This window comes from Mesorhizobium sp. B2-1-8, from assembly GCF_006442545.2.
GTDB lineage: Bacteria > Pseudomonadota > Alphaproteobacteria > Rhizobiales > Rhizobiaceae > Mesorhizobium.
The window spans coordinates 3,598,968-3,614,410 of sequence record NZ_CP083952.1 but is presented as its reverse complement, the minus strand read 5'-3'; the positions used below and the strand labels follow the sequence as shown (position 1 = coordinate 3,614,410).

The following is a 15,443-nucleotide window of genomic DNA, read 5'->3' as shown; positions in this document are numbered from 1 at the left end:
CGGGGCCGCACATCAGGTCGCGACCGCCTTGCCACCGTTGACCGGCTTTTCCTCATCGGCCGAAGCTTGCGGCCGCAGCTTGAACAGGATCAGCAACGGCGCCGCGATGAAGATCGACGAATACGTGCCGAACACGACGCCGAACAGCATCGCCAAGGTGAAGGAGCGGATCACTTCGCCGCCGAACAGCACCAGCGCCAGCAGCGCCAAACTGGTCGTCACGGACGTCAGCGTCGTTCTCGACAACGTCTCGTTGATGGCGTTGTTCAACAGCTGCGGCAACGGCATTCGCTTGTATTTTCGCAGATCCTCGCGGACGCGGTCATAGACCACTATCGTGTCGTTCAGCGAATACCCGATGATGGTCAGGATCGCCGCAAGTGACGACTGGTTGAATTCGAGCCCGCTGATGACGAAGAAACCGAGCGTCATGACCACGTCGTGAACCGTCGCGACGATCGCGCCGACCGCGAACTGCCATTCGAAGCGGAACCAGACATAGACCAGGATGCCGACCAGCGCGACGATCATGGCTATCGTGCCTTGCTTGGCCAGTTCGCCGGAAACCGTCGGGCCCACCACTTCGACGCGGCGGAAATTATACTGGTCCTGCAACTCGCCGCGCACCTTGTCGATCACGGTCTGCTCGGCATTTTCACCCCCGTCCTGTGTGCCGACGCGGATCAACACGTCGTTGGGCGCACCGAACTGTTGCACCTGCACTTCGCCGATGTTCAATTCCGTCAGTCGGCTGCGGATATCGCCGAGATTGGCATCGCCGCTCTTGGATTGGACCTCGATCAGCGAGCCGCCCTTGAAATCGATGCCGTAATTGATGCCGACGCTCATGAACAGCACGACGGACAGTATCGACAATGTGCTCGACAGCGCGAACGTCCACCGGCGGATACCCATGAACGGAATTTTCGTGCCCGGTGGAACGAAGGTCACCGGTGCTTTCGGCAATTCCTTCGGACGGGCACGCCGCAGCCAGATCGAGACCAGCAGGCGGGTGAAGGTGAAAGCGGTGAAGACCGTCGTCAGGATGCCGATGGCATAGGTGATGGCAAAGCCCTTCACCGGCCCGGTACCGAGATAGAACAGCACCACCGTCGCAATGAGCGACGTGACGTTGGAATCGACGATGGTCGCCAGCGCCTTCGAGAAGCCGGTATCGATCGCCTGGATTACCGAGCGACCGGCGCGTCGCTCCTCGCGGATACGCTCGTAGATCAGCACGTTGGAATCGACCGCCATGCCGATGGTCAGCACGATACCGGCAATACCCGGCAAGGTCAGTGTGGCGCCAAGTAGCGACAGCAGCCCGACGATCATCGCCACGTGCACCGCCAGCGCGATGTTGGCGAGGAAGCCGAGGAAACCGTAGGACACGAACATGAACGCCACGACGAGGATCGAACCGATGATGCCGGCGACCTTGCCCGCATGGATCGAATCCTGGCCCAGACCCGGCCCCACGGTGCGTTCCTCAATAACGGTCAGCGTCGCCGGCAGCGCGCCGGCGCGCAGCAGCACGGCCAGGTCGTTGGCGCTCTGGGCAGTGAAATTGCCGGAGATCTGGCCTGTACCGCCGAGGATTGGCTCGCGGATTTGCGGCGCCGAGATCACCTGGTTGTCGAGGATGATGGCAAACAGCTTGCCGACATTCTGCGCGGTGGCCTGGCCGAAGCGGGCAGCGCCCTTCGAATCGAAGCGGAACGAAACCACCGGCTCGTTGTTCTGCGAATTGTATGTCGCCTGTGCGTCGACGAGGTTTTCACCCGATACGATGACGCGGTTTTCGATCAGGTAGGGAACGGGCGGATCGTCCTGCGAATAGAGCACCGAATCGCCGGCCGGCGGGCGTCCCTTGAGGGCGTCCTGCACCGGCATCGACTGGTCGACCATCTGGAAGGTCAGCTTTGCGGTCTGGCCGAGGATTTCCTTCAGCCGCTGCGGATCCTGCAGGCCAGGCACCTGGACAAGGATGCGGTCGTCGCCTTGCCGCTGCACGATAGGCTCTGTCGTGCCGAGTTCGTTGACGCGGCGCTGGACCACTTCGATCGACTGTTCCAGTGCGGTCGATGTTCGGTATTTGATGCCGGCGTCGGTAACGGTGAACTTGAGCAGGCCGGGCTCCGAATCGTCCAGTGACATTTCCTGGATGGAGCCGCCTGTGAACAGGCCGGCGGCAACGGGATCCGTCAAGCTCTTCAACGCCTTCTTGGCGGCATCGAGTTGGGCCAGATCGGTGATGCGGACCTGCAGGGTCCGGCCCGTGCCGGCTAGGCCGGTATAACCGATCTTGGCATCGCGCAGCAGTGTGCGGATTTCATCGCGCGCCGTCTCCAGCCGATCCTTGATTAGGTCGTTCTGGTTCATCTCCAGCAGGATGTGCGAACCGCCCTGCAGGTCGAGGCCGAGCGTCATCTGCCGCTTCGGCACCCAACTGGGGAGCTGGGCCAGCGTGCTGGCGGGGAACAGATTGGGCGCGGCGAGGATCACTGTGGCGGCCACGGCCAGCCAGATCAGGATCATCTTGAAGCGCGAGAAATAAAGCATATGGCGTCGTCCGTCAGAGCGTGTCCGCGGATCGCTCCGCCTTGAATCTGGTTATTTCTTGGCGTTCTGGTTGGCGACCGGTTCGCCCTTGACGCGCACGTCGGCGATCGTCGAGCGCAGCGCCGTCACCTTGGTGCCGCCGCCAAGATCGATCTCCAGTTCGTTGTCGTCGATCACCTTCGTCACCTTGCCGACGAAACCGCCGCCGGTGACGACCGTGTCGCCGCGACGAACCGCCGCCAGCATCTCGCCGCGCTTCTTCAGCTGCGTGCGCTGCGGGCGGATGATGAGAAAATACATGATCACGAAAATCAGGACAAACGGCAAAATGCTGATGAACATATCGGGAGAGGCGCCGCCGATGCCTTGGGCGTATGCCGGTGTCACGAACATCGAGGTACTCCTGAATTTTGAAAACAGCCGCCAAACCGTCTTGTGGAATTTGGCGGCCCCTAGAAATTTGGCCGGAATATAGTCGGTAAAGTTGTCAATGCAACTGCGCGGCCGGGCAAATCCGCTGCTTTTCCGGCCTGTTTAGCCGTGTTAGAGCAGGATCACGAGAAGCGCGAGCCAGTTTTCGGAAAAGATCACGTTCGAACAAATGGTTGCAACCGGTTTCGAAACCGCCGGAATTGAACCGGGTCCGCCTGCCACAGCAAAAACCAAAGCAAAAAGACCTGATATGACCGATACCAGCATCGACGCCCTGAATCAGAAACTCGACCGCCTGATCGAGGCGGTCAGCCGGCTCGCTCCGCCGCCGGTGCCTGAAACCGACCTCAATACGGCAGATTGCTTCGTCTGGCAGGCCGATCCCGGCTATCTGGAGCCGGTGCGCAAGGTCAATCGCGTCGACATCGGCCTGATCCGCGGCGTCGACCGCGTCCGCGACATCCTCGTCGACAACACCGAGCGCTTCGCCGCCGGCTTCGCCGCCAACAACGTGCTGTTGTGGGGCGCGCGCGGCATGGGCAAATCGTCGCTGGTCAAGGCCGTGCATGCGCAAATCAATGCCAAGGCCAAATCCGGCCTGCCGCTGAAGCTGATCGAAATCCACCGCGAGGACATCGACACGCTGCCGAAGCTGATGGGCTTGCTGAAGGCGGCCCCCTTCCGTGTCATCCTGTTTTGCGACGACCTCTCCTTCGATCATGACGACACGTCCTACAAGTCGCTGAAGGCGGCACTTGAAGGGGGCGTCGAAGGCCGCCCGGCTAACGTCATCTTCTACGCCACCTCGAACCGCCGCCACCTGTTGCCGCGCGACATGATCGACAATGAGCGCTCGACCGCCATCAACCCGTCCGAAGCGGTCGAGGAAAAGGTCTCGCTGTCCGATCGTTTCGGCCTGTGGCTCGGCTTCCACAAATGCTCACAGGATGAATATCTCGACATGGTCAACGGCTATGCCAGCCATCATGGCCTCGGCATCGATCCTGAGCAGTTGCGCGCCGAAGCGCTGGAATGGGCAACGACGCGCGGCAGCCGCTCGGGCCGTGTCGCCTGGCAGTTCACGCAGGATCTGGCTGGCAGGCTCGGCAAACCGCTGCAGGATTGATGCGATCATTTGGGCGGTTGAGACCGTCGCAGGTCGCGCGGCGTTTGGCCGATCTCGCGACGCATCCAATGCGCCAAGTGTGACTGGTGCGCAAAGCCCGTCATTTCAGCCACTTCGCTTGTGCTGAGATCGCCTCGCTGCATCAGAACGCGTGCGCGTTCGACGCGACGTCGCAACACATAGCGGTGCAAGGTGACGCCCGTCGCCGCCTTGAACCATGTCCGCAAATGCGAGCTGCTCGCGCCGGCAACTCGGCTTAGTCGATGGATCGAAAGCGGCTCGTGGAGAGCCGCCTCGATGTACTCCAGCACGCGTGTCAGCTGGGTATCCGACAAACGGTTCGTTCGACCGATATCAGGTTCACCGAGGCCAAGCAGCCTCACCGCCAGTGCAGCGCCAATGCTGTCGGCAAACAAAGGGTCACTCGGCGAGTTTGCATTCAGTTCGCTCTCGAGCGCTCGAGCGAGATGTTCGATGCGCTGGTCACGAAGCAGGTGCCGCGTGTCGAGCCGCAATGCTTGCGCCTTGCCGCCAAGCTCCTCCGCCACCCTTTCCATCAAGGCTGGCTGCAACGCGATCTCCAGCGTGTCGAACGAGGTTTCGGCCTCGAAGCCGCCCTCCTGGCCGGCCGGCACCAGGTCGATATCGCCGGCGCGCCTGACGAAATATCGTCCGACCTGATTGCAGTAGGAGCGCGTCGCCGCACTGGCATGCACCATGATGCGATGGTGTGACGCCGGGGGCAGGCGGTGGACGCCAGCTTCGATATGCCGGGAGGCCATTGTTACGTCGGACGCGGCTTGGGCCGGAGCGTATTGCGAACGCATGCTCTCTCGATTCGTGGCAAAACCTGTTCAAAATTTGGCAATTCCCGCGCGATTTTCAATGCCGTGGACCTGTACTCACGCCTCTCCATCAAACTTGGACGAGAGGTTATGCCATGAGTTTCTATGTTGTTGTCGGAGCGGGGCCGGTCGGTCGCGAAACCGCTCGCCTTCTTGGCGAGGAAGGACATGATGTCGTTCTCACCAGCCGGAGCGTCGGTTCGAACGCGTTGCGGAATGTGCGGGCCGTACAGGCCGACGCCACCGATGCCTCGGAACTCGCGCGTGTCTGCCAAGGCGCCGACGCCATTTTCATGTGCGCCATGGCCACCTATCACAGGTGGCCGACCGACTTTTTCCCCATCATCGACGGCACCGTGCGCGCCGCGGAGGCGGTTGGCGCGAAGCTCATCGTCCTTGGAAACCTGTATGGCTATGGGGAAAATGCCGACAGCCCGCTTCGCTCCGACCTTTCCCTGGACCCGACTTCGAAGAAAGGAACCGCCAGGACGATCATGTGGCAGCGGGCGGTCCGTGCCGACGTACCGGCACTCGAAGTGCGATCCAGCGACTATCTCGGACATGGCGCCATCAGCTACTTCTCGCTGGTCGCGCTGCCCTCCATCATCGAGGGGAAACCCACAGCTTTCATTGGAAATCTCGATGCGACGCACGCCTGGGCCTTCACCAAGGACGTCGCCAGGACGCTTGTCGCGGCTTCCCGTTACACGGGCGAATGGGGGCGAGCGTTTCACGTTCCCTCGCAATACGCCTCACCCCGCCAGCTCATCCAGAAAACCGCTGCGATGCTTCGGCAAGAGGTTTCACAGATCCGTTCCTACTCCACTGCCGAGATGGAAGCATTGGGCATGCATGAGCTCATCGAGATGAGCTATCTTTTCGAGAATCCCTTGCTGGTCGATTCTTCCGACGCCGAGATGCTTCTCGGTATCAAGGCCAGCAGCCTTGAGGTGATGATCGCCGACACGCTGCGCGATCATCTTTGAGCCTTGAGAAACCGGCATCTAAGAAACTGAAAAAGCCCGCTCCTTGCGGGGCGGGCCTGAGCCGGCGGGCCGGACTGGAGGTCAGGCGGCCCGCGAATCGCTTTTTTTATTCTATTCGAGATAACCTGACGGATCGACCGGAGCCGAGTTCTTGCGCACTTCGAAGTGCAGCTTCGGCGAGTCCGTCGTGCCGCTCATGCCCGAAAGTGCGATTTCCTGGCCGCGCTTGACCTTCTGGCCGCGCTGCACCTCGATCGAGCTGGCATGACCATAGACGGTGACCAGACCGTTCTCGTGACGCACCAGCACCGTGTTGCCGAATTCCTTCAGCCCGTCGCCGGCATAGATGACGACGCCGTTCTCGGCCGCCTTGACCGGCGTGCCCGTTGGCACGGCGATGTCGACGCCGTCCTTGCCGGATCCGAAACTGGAAATCACCCGGCCGCGAACCGGCCAGCGCATCTTGCCGATCCCAGTGGCACCCGGCGCCACCGCGTCGTCGTCCTCGGCCTGCTGGATGACCTTGGCGTCCTTCTTCGGCGGCGTGTAGGATGCCAGCGTTTCCGACGGCGTGGTCTTTGCCGGAGCTCGCGTGGTTGCGGTGGTCACCGGATCGACTTTGGCCGGCTTGGCACTGGCGACTGTCGCTGTTCCGCCGGCCGGCACCTGCAGGGTCTGGCCAATCTTGAGCAAGCCATCCTTCATGCCATTGGCCTGCTTCAGCGCCACGACGCCGACGCCGGTCTTCCTGGCAATCGAGGACATCGTGTCTCCCGACTGGACCGTATAAGTGCCCGCAGCGCCGGTTGCCTTGGCCACCTGCGCCGGCTTTGGCTCCTTGGGCTGGCTCGCGGCGGCCGACGCGTCGACCTGGGCCGCGGACTTGCCCTCCTTGAGCTTCGGCTGCTGCGGCAGCACGGCGACCTTGTCCGGCGCGGTGGCCGGCAGATCGTGCTTGCCGTCCTTCGCCGGCTTCGCGTCGGCAACCTTCGGCTCGCCCTTGCTTGAATAGGCATAGGCCGGGATGACGATCTTCTGACCGGTCCTCAGCCCCTTGGTCGGGCTCAGGCCGTTCACCTTCATGATGACATCGGCCGGCACCTTGTAATGTGCCGCAAGGCCGGAAAGGGTCTCGCCGTCCCTGACAACGATTTCTGTCGCGTGCGGCGTGCCGGCCTGGGCCATCTTCGGCTCGTCCGGCTGGGCATTCTTGAAAGGCTTCGCGGCCGGCGCAACAGTGCCGGTCGTCGCCCTGTCGAGATGCGGCGCCGGGCGAACCAGGGCCGGCGCCGATGCGACTCGCACCGGATTGGTGGCGGGCGCGAGCGCTGGAGCCGGCTGCGCCTGCGCGGAAGCCGGTGGCGGCAATGGCCGGCTGGAAACCGGTTCGAGACTGGAGCGGCTCACCGACTGCGTGTGGCTGCCGTCGAGCGGAGCGGCCGAGACATCGCCCGGATAGGGCTGAACCGCATCCTGCTTGTTGATGATGGCGCGCTGATTGTTTGTCGAGGAAGTGAAGACGTCGTCGACACTGTTGAACCGCGAAGCCTGGGAACTGCACCCTGCCGCCGCGCCCGCAATCATCAGAACAGCGCAGCCCCGCGCCAGATTGCGACTATTTGCCTTCAAAACACTGAGTTGCATCGCACTAACCCGCACAAACGCTGCACCAACTGGACAGGATTAAAGCGCGTTAATGTTACTGGGCGGTTAACCCATTAGAATCCGACGAAAATTTTCTTAAAACATTTGAGGATGGTCGGCGATACCGATAGCTGGGTCCGAAAGAGATCCGGCAGCCGGCCTGAAACTAGATAACCGCTGCCAAACTGCGTAGGATCGGTTGCAGCCGCACCATGCCGATATCCTCGCGTTCGAAACGGCTGCCGACCTTGGTGAGCTTGGCCAGCACCTGCTCGCCCTCCTCCGGCCCGATCGGTGCGATGACGATGCCGCCGCTCGACAATTGGTCGAGCAGGAAGCGCGGCAGGCTGTCGAATGCCGCCCAGGCCACGATGCGGTCGAACGGCCCTTCATTGGGCAATCCGTTGGAACCATCGGCCTGGCGCACAATGGCATTGCCCATGCCGAGCGCCTCGAAACGCTGGCGGGCTTGCTCGACCAGCGTCTTGTAGCGATCGACGGTCACGACGCGCGCCGCCAGCCGCGACATCACGGCCGCCGTGTAACCTGAGCCGGTGCCGATTTCGAGCACGCGGTTTCCCGTTTCGATGGCGAGTGCGGCGATCACCGCCGCCTGCATGTCAGCCCCTTCGATCGCCTCACCGCATTCGATCGGCAGCATGCGATCCGACCAGGCGATCGGGTGGAACTGCGCCGCCAGGAAGCCGCGTCGCGGCGTTGCTTCGAAAGCCGCGATCAGCGCCTTCGGGACCATTCCCCTGCCGCGCAGGCGCAGCAGGAAAGCTGCAAATCCTTCGCGATCATCGATTGGAAAGCCTTGATTCATGCAAGCGCCTTGCTCAATTGGTCACGGATCTCATGCGCGGTGAGGTCGAGCTGCAACGGCGTCACCGACACCAGCCGGTTGCGCAGGGCAAAGAGATCGGTTCCCTGCTTGCCTTCGACCGGCTCGCGGCCGAAGCGCAGCCAGTAATAAGGCAGGCCGCGCCCGTCGCGGCGCTCGTCGACCCACAGGCTGTGCACCAGCTTGCCCTGCGTGGTGACCACCGTGCCGGCCACTTCCTCGGGAAGGCAGTTCGGAAAATTGACGTTGAGCAGCACGCCGTCCGGCAGCGGCGCCGCGACGAGCTTCTTCAGCAGCGCCGGCGCCAAAGCCTCGGTGGTCTCATAGGGAACGACACGGTCTTCGCCGACATAGCTGTAACCCTGGCTGAGCGCGATCGAGCGGATGCCGAGCAGTGCGCCTTCCATGGCGCCGGCGACGGTGCCCGAATAGGTCACGTCGTCGGCGATGTTGGCGCCCGAGTTGATGCCGGACAGGATCAGGTCGGGTGCGCCGGGCAGTATCTTCCTGACGCCCATGATGACGCAGTCGGTCGGCGTGCCGCGCACGGCAAAATGCTTCTCGCCGATTTTTCGCAACCGCAGCGGCTCCGAGATCGACAGCGAATGCGCATAGCCCGACTGGTCCTGCTCCGGCGCCACCACCCAGACATCGTCGGACAGTGTGCGGGCGACGCGCTCGAGTGACGCCAGGCCCTCGGCATGAATGCCGTCGTCATTGGTCAGAAGAATGCGCATTATTTCGATTCGATCTTTTCCAGACCGCCCATGTAAGGCCGCAGCACTTCAGGAATGGTTACGCTGCCATCCTCATTCTGGTAGTTTTCGATGACAGCAATAAGCGCGCGGCCGACAGCGGTGCCCGAACCGTTGAGCGTATGGACGAAACGGTTGCCCTTGCCGTCCTTGTCCTTGTAGCGGGCGTCCATGCGGCGCGCCTGGAAATCGCCGCAGACAGAGCAGGACGAGATTTCGCGATAGGCGTTCTGGCCAGGCAGCCAGACTTCGATGTCGTAGGTCTTGCGCGCGCCAAAGCCCATGTCGCCGGTGCACAGCACCATGGTGCGGAACGGCAGGCCGAGCCGCTTCAAGACTTCCTCGGCGCATTGCGTCATCCGTTCATGCTCGGCGAGCGAGGATTCCTGGTCGGTGATCGACACCAGTTCGACCTTGTAGAACTGATGCTGGCGCAGCATGCCGCGCGTGTCACGTCCCGCCGAGCCTGCCTCCGAGCGGAAGCAGGGCGTCAGCGCGGTGTAGCGCAGCGGCAGCTTTTCATGCGCGGTGATCTCTTCGCGCACGAGATTCGTGAGCGGCACTTCGGCGGTAGGGATCAGGCCAAGCCTGCCCTCCCCGTGCGGCGTGAAGAACAGATCCTCCTCGAACTTCGGCAACTGGTTGGTGCCGAACAGAACGTCGTCCTTCACCATCAGAGGCGGGATGACCTCCTCATATCCGTGCTCGGTCGTGTGCAGGTCGAGCATGAACTGGCCGAGCGCGCGTTCCATCCGCGCCAGACCGCTCTTGAGCACGGTGAAGCGCGAACCCGACAGTTTCGCCGCGCGCTCGAAATCCATCATGCCGAGCGCTTCGCCGATCTCGAAATGCTCCTTCACCCAGTTCGGCCGCGTCGGCGCCTTGCCGACGATATGCCTGACGACATTGTCGTGCTCGTCCTTACCGACCGGCACGTCGTCGAGCGGCACATTGGGCAGCACCGCCAGCGCGTCGTTCAGGGCCTTGTCAAGCTCGCGTTCGCGCGCCTCGCCGTTCTGGATGAAAGTCTTGATCTCGCCGACTTCGGCTTTCAGCTTTTCGGCAAGGGCGGCATCGCCCGAACGCATGGCGTTGCCGATCTCCTTCGAGGCGGCGTTGCGGCGCTCCTGCTTGGTCTGCAATTCGGTGACATGCTCGCGCCGCGCCTCATCCCGGGTGATCAGATCATCGACCGTGGACTGCGCCTCCTCGGACGACCACGAGCGCTTGACCAGCGCCTCGACAAGGGCCTTCGGGTTGTCGCGAATCCATTTGATGTCAAGCATGGTCTATCCGTCCTCAAGCTAGGCTTGAGGGGCGTAAACCGCATCCTTGATCGATGCAAGATGAGGCGGGGCGGCGGTTGTCGTTTTCCGCCGCCGCTGATGCCTTACGAGGCAGCAGGCGCGGGAGGCTCGTCCGGCGCCTTGTCCGCCACGGTCTCGCCCGCTTCCTGCTTCTCGCGTGCAAGCCGCTGTTTTTCCTGATCCCGCTCGATCCACCGCGCGGCCCAGATGGAGACCTCGTAGAGAAGGATGGTCGGAAGGGCCAGGCCGATCTGGCTCATCGGATCCGGAGGTGTCAGCACCGCTGCAACGATGAAGGCGATGACGATCGCCCATTTGCGTTTCTCGGCCAGCGCCTTGGACGACAGCATGCCGACGCGCGTCATCAGGCTGGTCACCACCGGCAGCTGGAACACCAGGCCGAAGGAGAAGATCAGCGTCATGATCAGGCTGAGATATTCCGACACTTTCGGCAGCAGCGAAATCTGTACCTGGTCGTCCGTGCCGGTCTGCTGCATGGCGAGGAAGAACCACATCACCATCGGCGTGAAGAAGAAATAGACCAGCGAAGCGCCCATCAGGAACAGGACGGGCGACGCGATCAGGAACGGCAGGAAGGCGTTGCGCTCGTTCTTGTAGAGGCCGGGCGCGATGAATTTGTAGATCTGCGTGGCGATCAACGGAAAGGCGATGACCATGCCGCCGAACATGGCGAGCTTGACCTGGGTGAAGAAGAACTCCTGCGGCGCGGTGTAGATCAGCTCGACCTTGTGCGGGTCGAGCCCCGCCCATTTCGTCGCCCATTTGAACGGGACGACCAAAAGGTTGAACAGCCTTTTGGCGAAGAAGAAGCAAACCAGGAAGGCTACGAAGAAGCCACCGAGCGACCAGATCAGCCGCTTGCGCAGCTCGATCAGGTGCTCCATCAGCGGCGCCGACGATTTTTCGATCTCGTCCTTTTCCTTGTCCGAAACGCTCACTTGGCGGCTCCAGCCGTCTTTTTGGCTGCCGGCTTCTTCGCCGGAGCAGGCTTCGGTTCGGCTTTCGCCCCAGCCTTGGCGGCAGTCGACTTGACGGCAGCCGGCTTCGTCGCAGCCGCGGTGGCAGACGCTGCCGCTGTCATGGCCTTTGTCGATGCCTTGGGGGCGGCTTTTGCCGCCAGCGCGGGTGCGGCCTTTGCCGTCACCGCCTTTGTGGACGCCGAGGCCTTGGACGGCGCTTTTGCAGCCGGTGCCGTCCTGGAGGTTTTCTTAGCTGCCTTCGGCGCAACTGCGGATTCCGTGGATGCCGTCACCACCGATTCATCGGTCATCGCCGGGAAAATCGGGGCTGGTGTCGTGGCTTCAGGGCCGTTGACGCCAGGCATGGTCGTTGCACCGTTCTTCAACGGCTCGGCCACCTGTGGCGTCGAAGCGACGGGCGCCGACGGATCGGCGGCTGGTTTCGGCTTCATCGCGGCGTCGACGCCGGCGCGTACATCGGCCGCGGCCTGCTCGAACGGATTGAGCTGCTTCTTGATCTCGGCGACCGGGCTCAGGCCCCTGAGTTCGTCGACTGACTTTTTGACGTCGTCGAGCTCGGCTTCCTTCAATGCCTCGTTGAACTGCTTCTGGAAATCGCCCGCCATGGCGCGTAGCTTCGCCGTCGTGCGGCCGAAGGTGCGCAGCATGTTGGGCAAATCCTTTGGCCCGACGACCACGATCATGACGATCGCGATCACCAGCATTTCGGTCCAGCCGACTTCAAACATGGCAATCTGTTCCGACTAGAACTCTTTGGCTCAGCTCTTGCTGGCCTTTTCCTTCGCGGCCGAAACGGTCTCATCGGCACGGTGTTCGACGGTGCGCTTGTCGTCGGCGACGTCGTCGTCGGCCATGCCCTTCTTGAAGCTCTTGATGCCCTTGGCCATGTCGCCCATCAGCTCCGGGATCTTGCCGCGGCCGAACACCAGAAGCACGATGACCAGTACGATCATCCAGTGCCAAATCGAAAATGAACCCATAGCAAATCTCTCTCGAATGGTTTCCCTGGCGATGATCTATGCGTTTTCGCGTTGGGATTCAAACACAACCGCGACAGAGTTTATGAAAGGGTGTCGGATGTCACGCATTTTCGGCGATGCCGCCCGCTACCAAACGGCGCATGTAAAGCCGCAAGACGGCTTTTGATAGGCGCTCGTGGTCAATCTTCCGTGACGCGCGGCGTCAGCAGACCGAGCTCCTCGAGATCGATGTCGGTCAACGGATCCTCGTCCTCGGTCAGCACGTCGGGATCGGCCGGCGGCTGCGGGATGGAGAAGTTCGACGGCATGCGGCCTGAAAGCAGACCGGCGCCCTTCAGTTCCTCCATACCCGGAAGATCGCGGATCTCCTCGAGCGCGAAATGATCGAGGAAGGTTTCGGTGGTGCCATAGGTGACGGGACGGCCGGGCGTTTTGCGGCGGCCACGCATGCGCACCCATTCCGTCTCGAGCAGCGTATCCAGCGTCCCCTTCGAAGTCTCGACGCCTCTGATGTCCTCGATCTCGGCGCGAGTCACCGGCTGGTGATAGGCAATGATCGCCAGCACCTCGAGCGCCGCCCGCGACAGCTTGCGCTGCTGCACCGTATCGCGGCTCATCAGGAAGGCCAGGTCGCCGGCGGTACGGAACGCCCAAGCGTCGCCCACTCGCACCAGATTGACACCGCGCCGGGCGTAGATCTGCCGCAGCTCTGTCATGGCGAGGGCAACGTTGATGCCATCGGGAAGCCGTGCGGCGAGCTGCTTTTCGCTGACGGGCTCGGCGCTGGCGAACACGATCGCCTCGGCCATGCGCACGGCTTCCGCCATATGCAGCCGCTCGGCCGGATTCTGTACCGAAATCTGGTCGATCTCACCCTCTTCCGGCCCATCGTCCATCTTGAAAGGAATAACCGAAGCGTTGGCGCGTTCGCTCATGATGCCGCCTCGACTGCCTTGATCGTCTGAGCGCGGTGGTCGCGCAGATAGATCGGCGCGAACACCTCGTCCTGCCGCATATCCACCCTGCGCTCGCGCACCAGTTCCAGTGTGGCCGCGAACGAACTGGCGATCGCGGTGCGCCGCTCTTGCGGGCTGGTCAGATATTGAATGAGAAAGCTGTCGAGCGTCGTCCAGTCGCGCAGCGAGCCGATCAGCCGGGTCAGGATGTCGCGAGCGTCCTTGAGTGACCAGACGCCGCGCCTGGCAATCGTCACATTTGTGATCGCCTGCTTCTGCCGCTGCTGGGCATAGGCGGTCAAGAGATCGTAAAGCGAAGCCGAATAGGTGTTGCGCTTCTCGATGATGACCATTTCCGGCATGCCGCGCGCGAACACGTCGCGGCCGAGCCGGTTGCGGTTGACAAGGCGCGCCGACGCATCGCGCATGGCTTCGAGCCGCTTCAGCCGGAATTGCAGCACCGCCGCCAGTTCCTCGCCGCTTTCGCCCTCTTCGCCCGGCTGCTTGGGGATCAGGAGCTTCGATTTGAGGAAGGCCAGCCACGCCGCCATCACCAGATAGTCGGCGGCAAGTTCGAGCCGCAGCGCCCGCGCCGTCTCGACAAAGGTCAAATATTGCTCGACCAGCGCCAGGATGGAAATGCGCGCCAGATCGACCTTCTGGGTGCGGGCAAGATGCAAGAGAAGATCGAGCGGGCCTTCGAAGCCGGCCACATCGACGACCAGCGACGGGTCGCCCGTCAGCCGTGACTCATCGTTCTCGGCCCACAGACGGTCCATCGGTGCAGCCTTCGCGGCCTTGCTTTCCAATGCTTCCGCCACTGCCTGTCACTTCCTCTTGCTAGGCCACCGCATCGAAATAGGTGGCGAATTCGGCACGGATTTCGGTTTCTTCGGCCGCGTCGCGTTTGCTTATATAGGTCATCGCCCGCTTGGCGCGCTCCAGCGACTTGCCCTCAAGCCCCGTGGTGCGCGATGCGATGCCCGCCATCTCCTCGAAAACACCATTGCAGTGAAGGACCAGATCGCAGCCCGCCGCAAGGATCGAGGTCGCCTTTGTCGGGAAATCCCCAGAAAGTGCCTTCATCGAGGTGTCGTCGCTCATCAGCAGTCCATCGAAGCCGATCTCGCGGCGGATGATCTCGTCGATGACTTTGCCGGAAGTCGTCGCCGGGTTCTTGGGATCGATCGCGCTGTAGACGACATGTGCGGTCATTGCCATCGGCAGATGGTTGAGCTCACGGAACGGAGCAAAGTCGTGCCGCTGCAGATCGCCGAACGAGGCGTCGACGACGGGCAGCTCGAAATGCGTGTCGGCAAAGGCGCGGCCATGCCCCGGAATATGCTTCATCACGGGCAGCACGCCACCCGACATCAGGCCCTCGGCGGCGGCGCGGCCGAGTTCGATGACCGGACGCGGATCCTTGCCATAGGCGCGCGCGCCGATGACATCGCTGGCCCCTTCGATCGGCACGTCGAGCACCGGCAGGCAATCCGCCGATATGCCATAGCGCAGCAGATCGAAGGCATGCAGCCGCGCCATCAGCCAGGCGGCGCGGACACCGGCGTCGTGGTCATCGCGCCACAGCGCCCCAAGCGCGCCGCCAGCCGGATAGTTCGGCGCCAGCGGCGGCCGAAGGCGCTGTACCCTGCCGCCCTCCTGGTCGACGAACACCAGCGCGTCCGGGCGCCCGATACAATCGCGCATCTCGGCGACCAGATCGCGGATCTGCTCGGCCTCACCGATATTGCGGGCAAACAGGATGAAGGCCCACGGGCATTCGTTGCGATAGAAATTGACTTCTTCGCGGGTGAGCGATTTCCCGGCACAGCCGAGGATCATGGCTTTTGATTCGGTCATTTCAGGAGTCTAGGGCTTCGCGCGATCAAAGGGAATCGTCCCTGACCGCATGCGGCGGGCTACAAGACACGCTTCCACATGAAAAAGTCAGACATATGAATATCGCCACATGAAAAAGCCGGCGCGGCCTTGGGCCGCGCCGGCT

At 62.4% G+C, this 15,443-nt stretch carries 15 protein-coding genes; 2 read left to right on the top strand and 13 right to left on the bottom strand.

Annotated elements, in window-relative coordinates; translation table 11 throughout:
* Nucleotides 1-12: 12 nt before the first annotated feature.
* Both secDF and yajC read right to left on the bottom strand, forming a co-directional pair.
* Entirely contained in the window at nt 13-2,562 is a 2,550-nt protein-coding gene (gene secDF, locus FJ970_RS17645) for a protein translocase subunit SecDF (protein ID WP_140761374.1), read from the bottom strand.
* A gap of 51 nt (nt 2,563-2,613) precedes the next feature.
* Nucleotides 2,614-2,955: a preprotein translocase subunit YajC gene (yajC, locus tag FJ970_RS17640; RefSeq protein ID WP_010909882.1), complete on the bottom strand. Its 342-nt coding sequence runs from the start codon at nt 2,953-2,955 to the stop codon at nt 2,614-2,616.
* A gap of 289 nt (nt 2,956-3,244) precedes the next feature.
* Here yajC and FJ970_RS17635 point away from each other — a divergent pair, with 289 nt between their 5' ends.
* Entirely contained in the window at nt 3,245-4,120 is an 876-nt protein-coding gene (locus tag FJ970_RS17635) for an ATP-binding protein (RefSeq protein ID WP_140761377.1), read from the top strand.
* 5 nt (nt 4,121-4,125) lie between these two features.
* Here FJ970_RS17635 and FJ970_RS17630 read toward each other — a convergent pair whose 3' ends face one another.
* Nucleotides 4,126-4,947, bottom strand: coding sequence for an AraC family transcriptional regulator (locus FJ970_RS17630; protein ID WP_140761379.1), 822 nt, complete (start codon nt 4,945-4,947; stop codon nt 4,126-4,128).
* 113 nt (nt 4,948-5,060) lie between these two features.
* Here FJ970_RS17630 and FJ970_RS17625 point away from each other — a divergent pair, with 113 nt between their 5' ends.
* The gene (locus tag FJ970_RS17625; protein ID WP_140761382.1) at nt 5,061-5,951 is read left to right on the top strand and encodes an NAD-dependent epimerase/dehydratase family protein; all 891 of its coding nucleotides are present in this window, start codon (nt 5,061-5,063) and stop codon (nt 5,949-5,951) included.
* Between the two features lie 111 nt (nt 5,952-6,062).
* Here the strand turns inward: FJ970_RS17625 and FJ970_RS17620 are convergent, their stop codons facing one another.
* From FJ970_RS17620 to nagZ, 10 genes are all read right to left on the bottom strand, one after another.
* On the bottom strand, nt 6,063-7,595 hold the full coding sequence (locus FJ970_RS17620) for a peptidoglycan DD-metalloendopeptidase family protein (protein ID WP_140761385.1): 1,533 nt from the start codon (nt 7,593-7,595) through the stop codon (nt 6,063-6,065).
* Nucleotides 7,596-7,761: 166 nt separating this feature from the next.
* Nucleotides 7,762-8,421, bottom strand: coding sequence for a protein-L-isoaspartate(D-aspartate) O-methyltransferase (locus FJ970_RS17615; RefSeq protein WP_140761388.1), 660 nt, complete (start codon nt 8,419-8,421; stop codon nt 7,762-7,764).
* Entirely contained in the window at nt 8,418-9,176 is a 759-nt protein-coding gene (gene surE, locus FJ970_RS17610; RefSeq protein ID WP_140761390.1) for a 5'/3'-nucleotidase SurE, read from the bottom strand. Before surE ends, FJ970_RS17615 begins: the two co-directional genes overlap by 4 nt.
* Nucleotides 9,176-10,480: a serine--tRNA ligase gene (serS, locus tag FJ970_RS17605; protein ID WP_140761393.1), complete on the bottom strand. Its 1,305-nt coding sequence runs from the start codon at nt 10,478-10,480 to the stop codon at nt 9,176-9,178. The genes surE and serS overlap by 1 nt, the downstream gene beginning before the upstream one ends.
* A gap of 104 nt (nt 10,481-10,584) precedes the next feature.
* The gene (gene tatC, locus FJ970_RS17600) at nt 10,585-11,460 is read right to left on the bottom strand and encodes a twin-arginine translocase subunit TatC (RefSeq protein ID WP_140761396.1); all 876 of its coding nucleotides are present in this window, start codon (nt 11,458-11,460) and stop codon (nt 10,585-10,587) included.
* Complete coding sequence (tatB, locus tag FJ970_RS17595; RefSeq protein WP_140761399.1) at nt 11,457-12,230, bottom strand: Sec-independent protein translocase protein TatB; 774 nt, start codon at nt 12,228-12,230, stop codon at nt 11,457-11,459. Before tatB ends, tatC begins: the two co-directional genes overlap by 4 nt.
* Nucleotides 12,231-12,260: 30 nt before the next feature.
* Nucleotides 12,261-12,482: a twin-arginine translocase TatA/TatE family subunit gene (locus FJ970_RS17590; RefSeq protein ID WP_015317533.1), complete on the bottom strand. Its 222-nt coding sequence runs from the start codon at nt 12,480-12,482 to the stop codon at nt 12,261-12,263.
* Nucleotides 12,483-12,661: 179 nt separating this feature from the next.
* Nucleotides 12,662-13,417, bottom strand: a complete 756-nt coding sequence (scpB, locus tag FJ970_RS17585) for an SMC-Scp complex subunit ScpB (RefSeq protein ID WP_140761402.1) — start codon at nt 13,415-13,417, stop codon at nt 12,662-12,664.
* Nucleotides 13,414-14,217 carry a segregation and condensation protein A gene (locus FJ970_RS17580; RefSeq protein WP_140761516.1) on the bottom strand — a complete coding sequence of 268 codons (804 nt, stop codon included), beginning with the start codon at nt 14,215-14,217 and terminating at the stop codon, nt 13,414-13,416. Before FJ970_RS17580 ends, scpB begins: the two co-directional genes overlap by 4 nt.
* A 61-nt stretch (nt 14,218-14,278) precedes the next feature.
* Entirely contained in the window at nt 14,279-15,298 is a 1,020-nt protein-coding gene (gene nagZ, locus FJ970_RS17575; protein WP_140761405.1) for a beta-N-acetylhexosaminidase, read from the bottom strand.
* Nucleotides 15,299-15,443 lie beyond the last annotated feature (145 nt).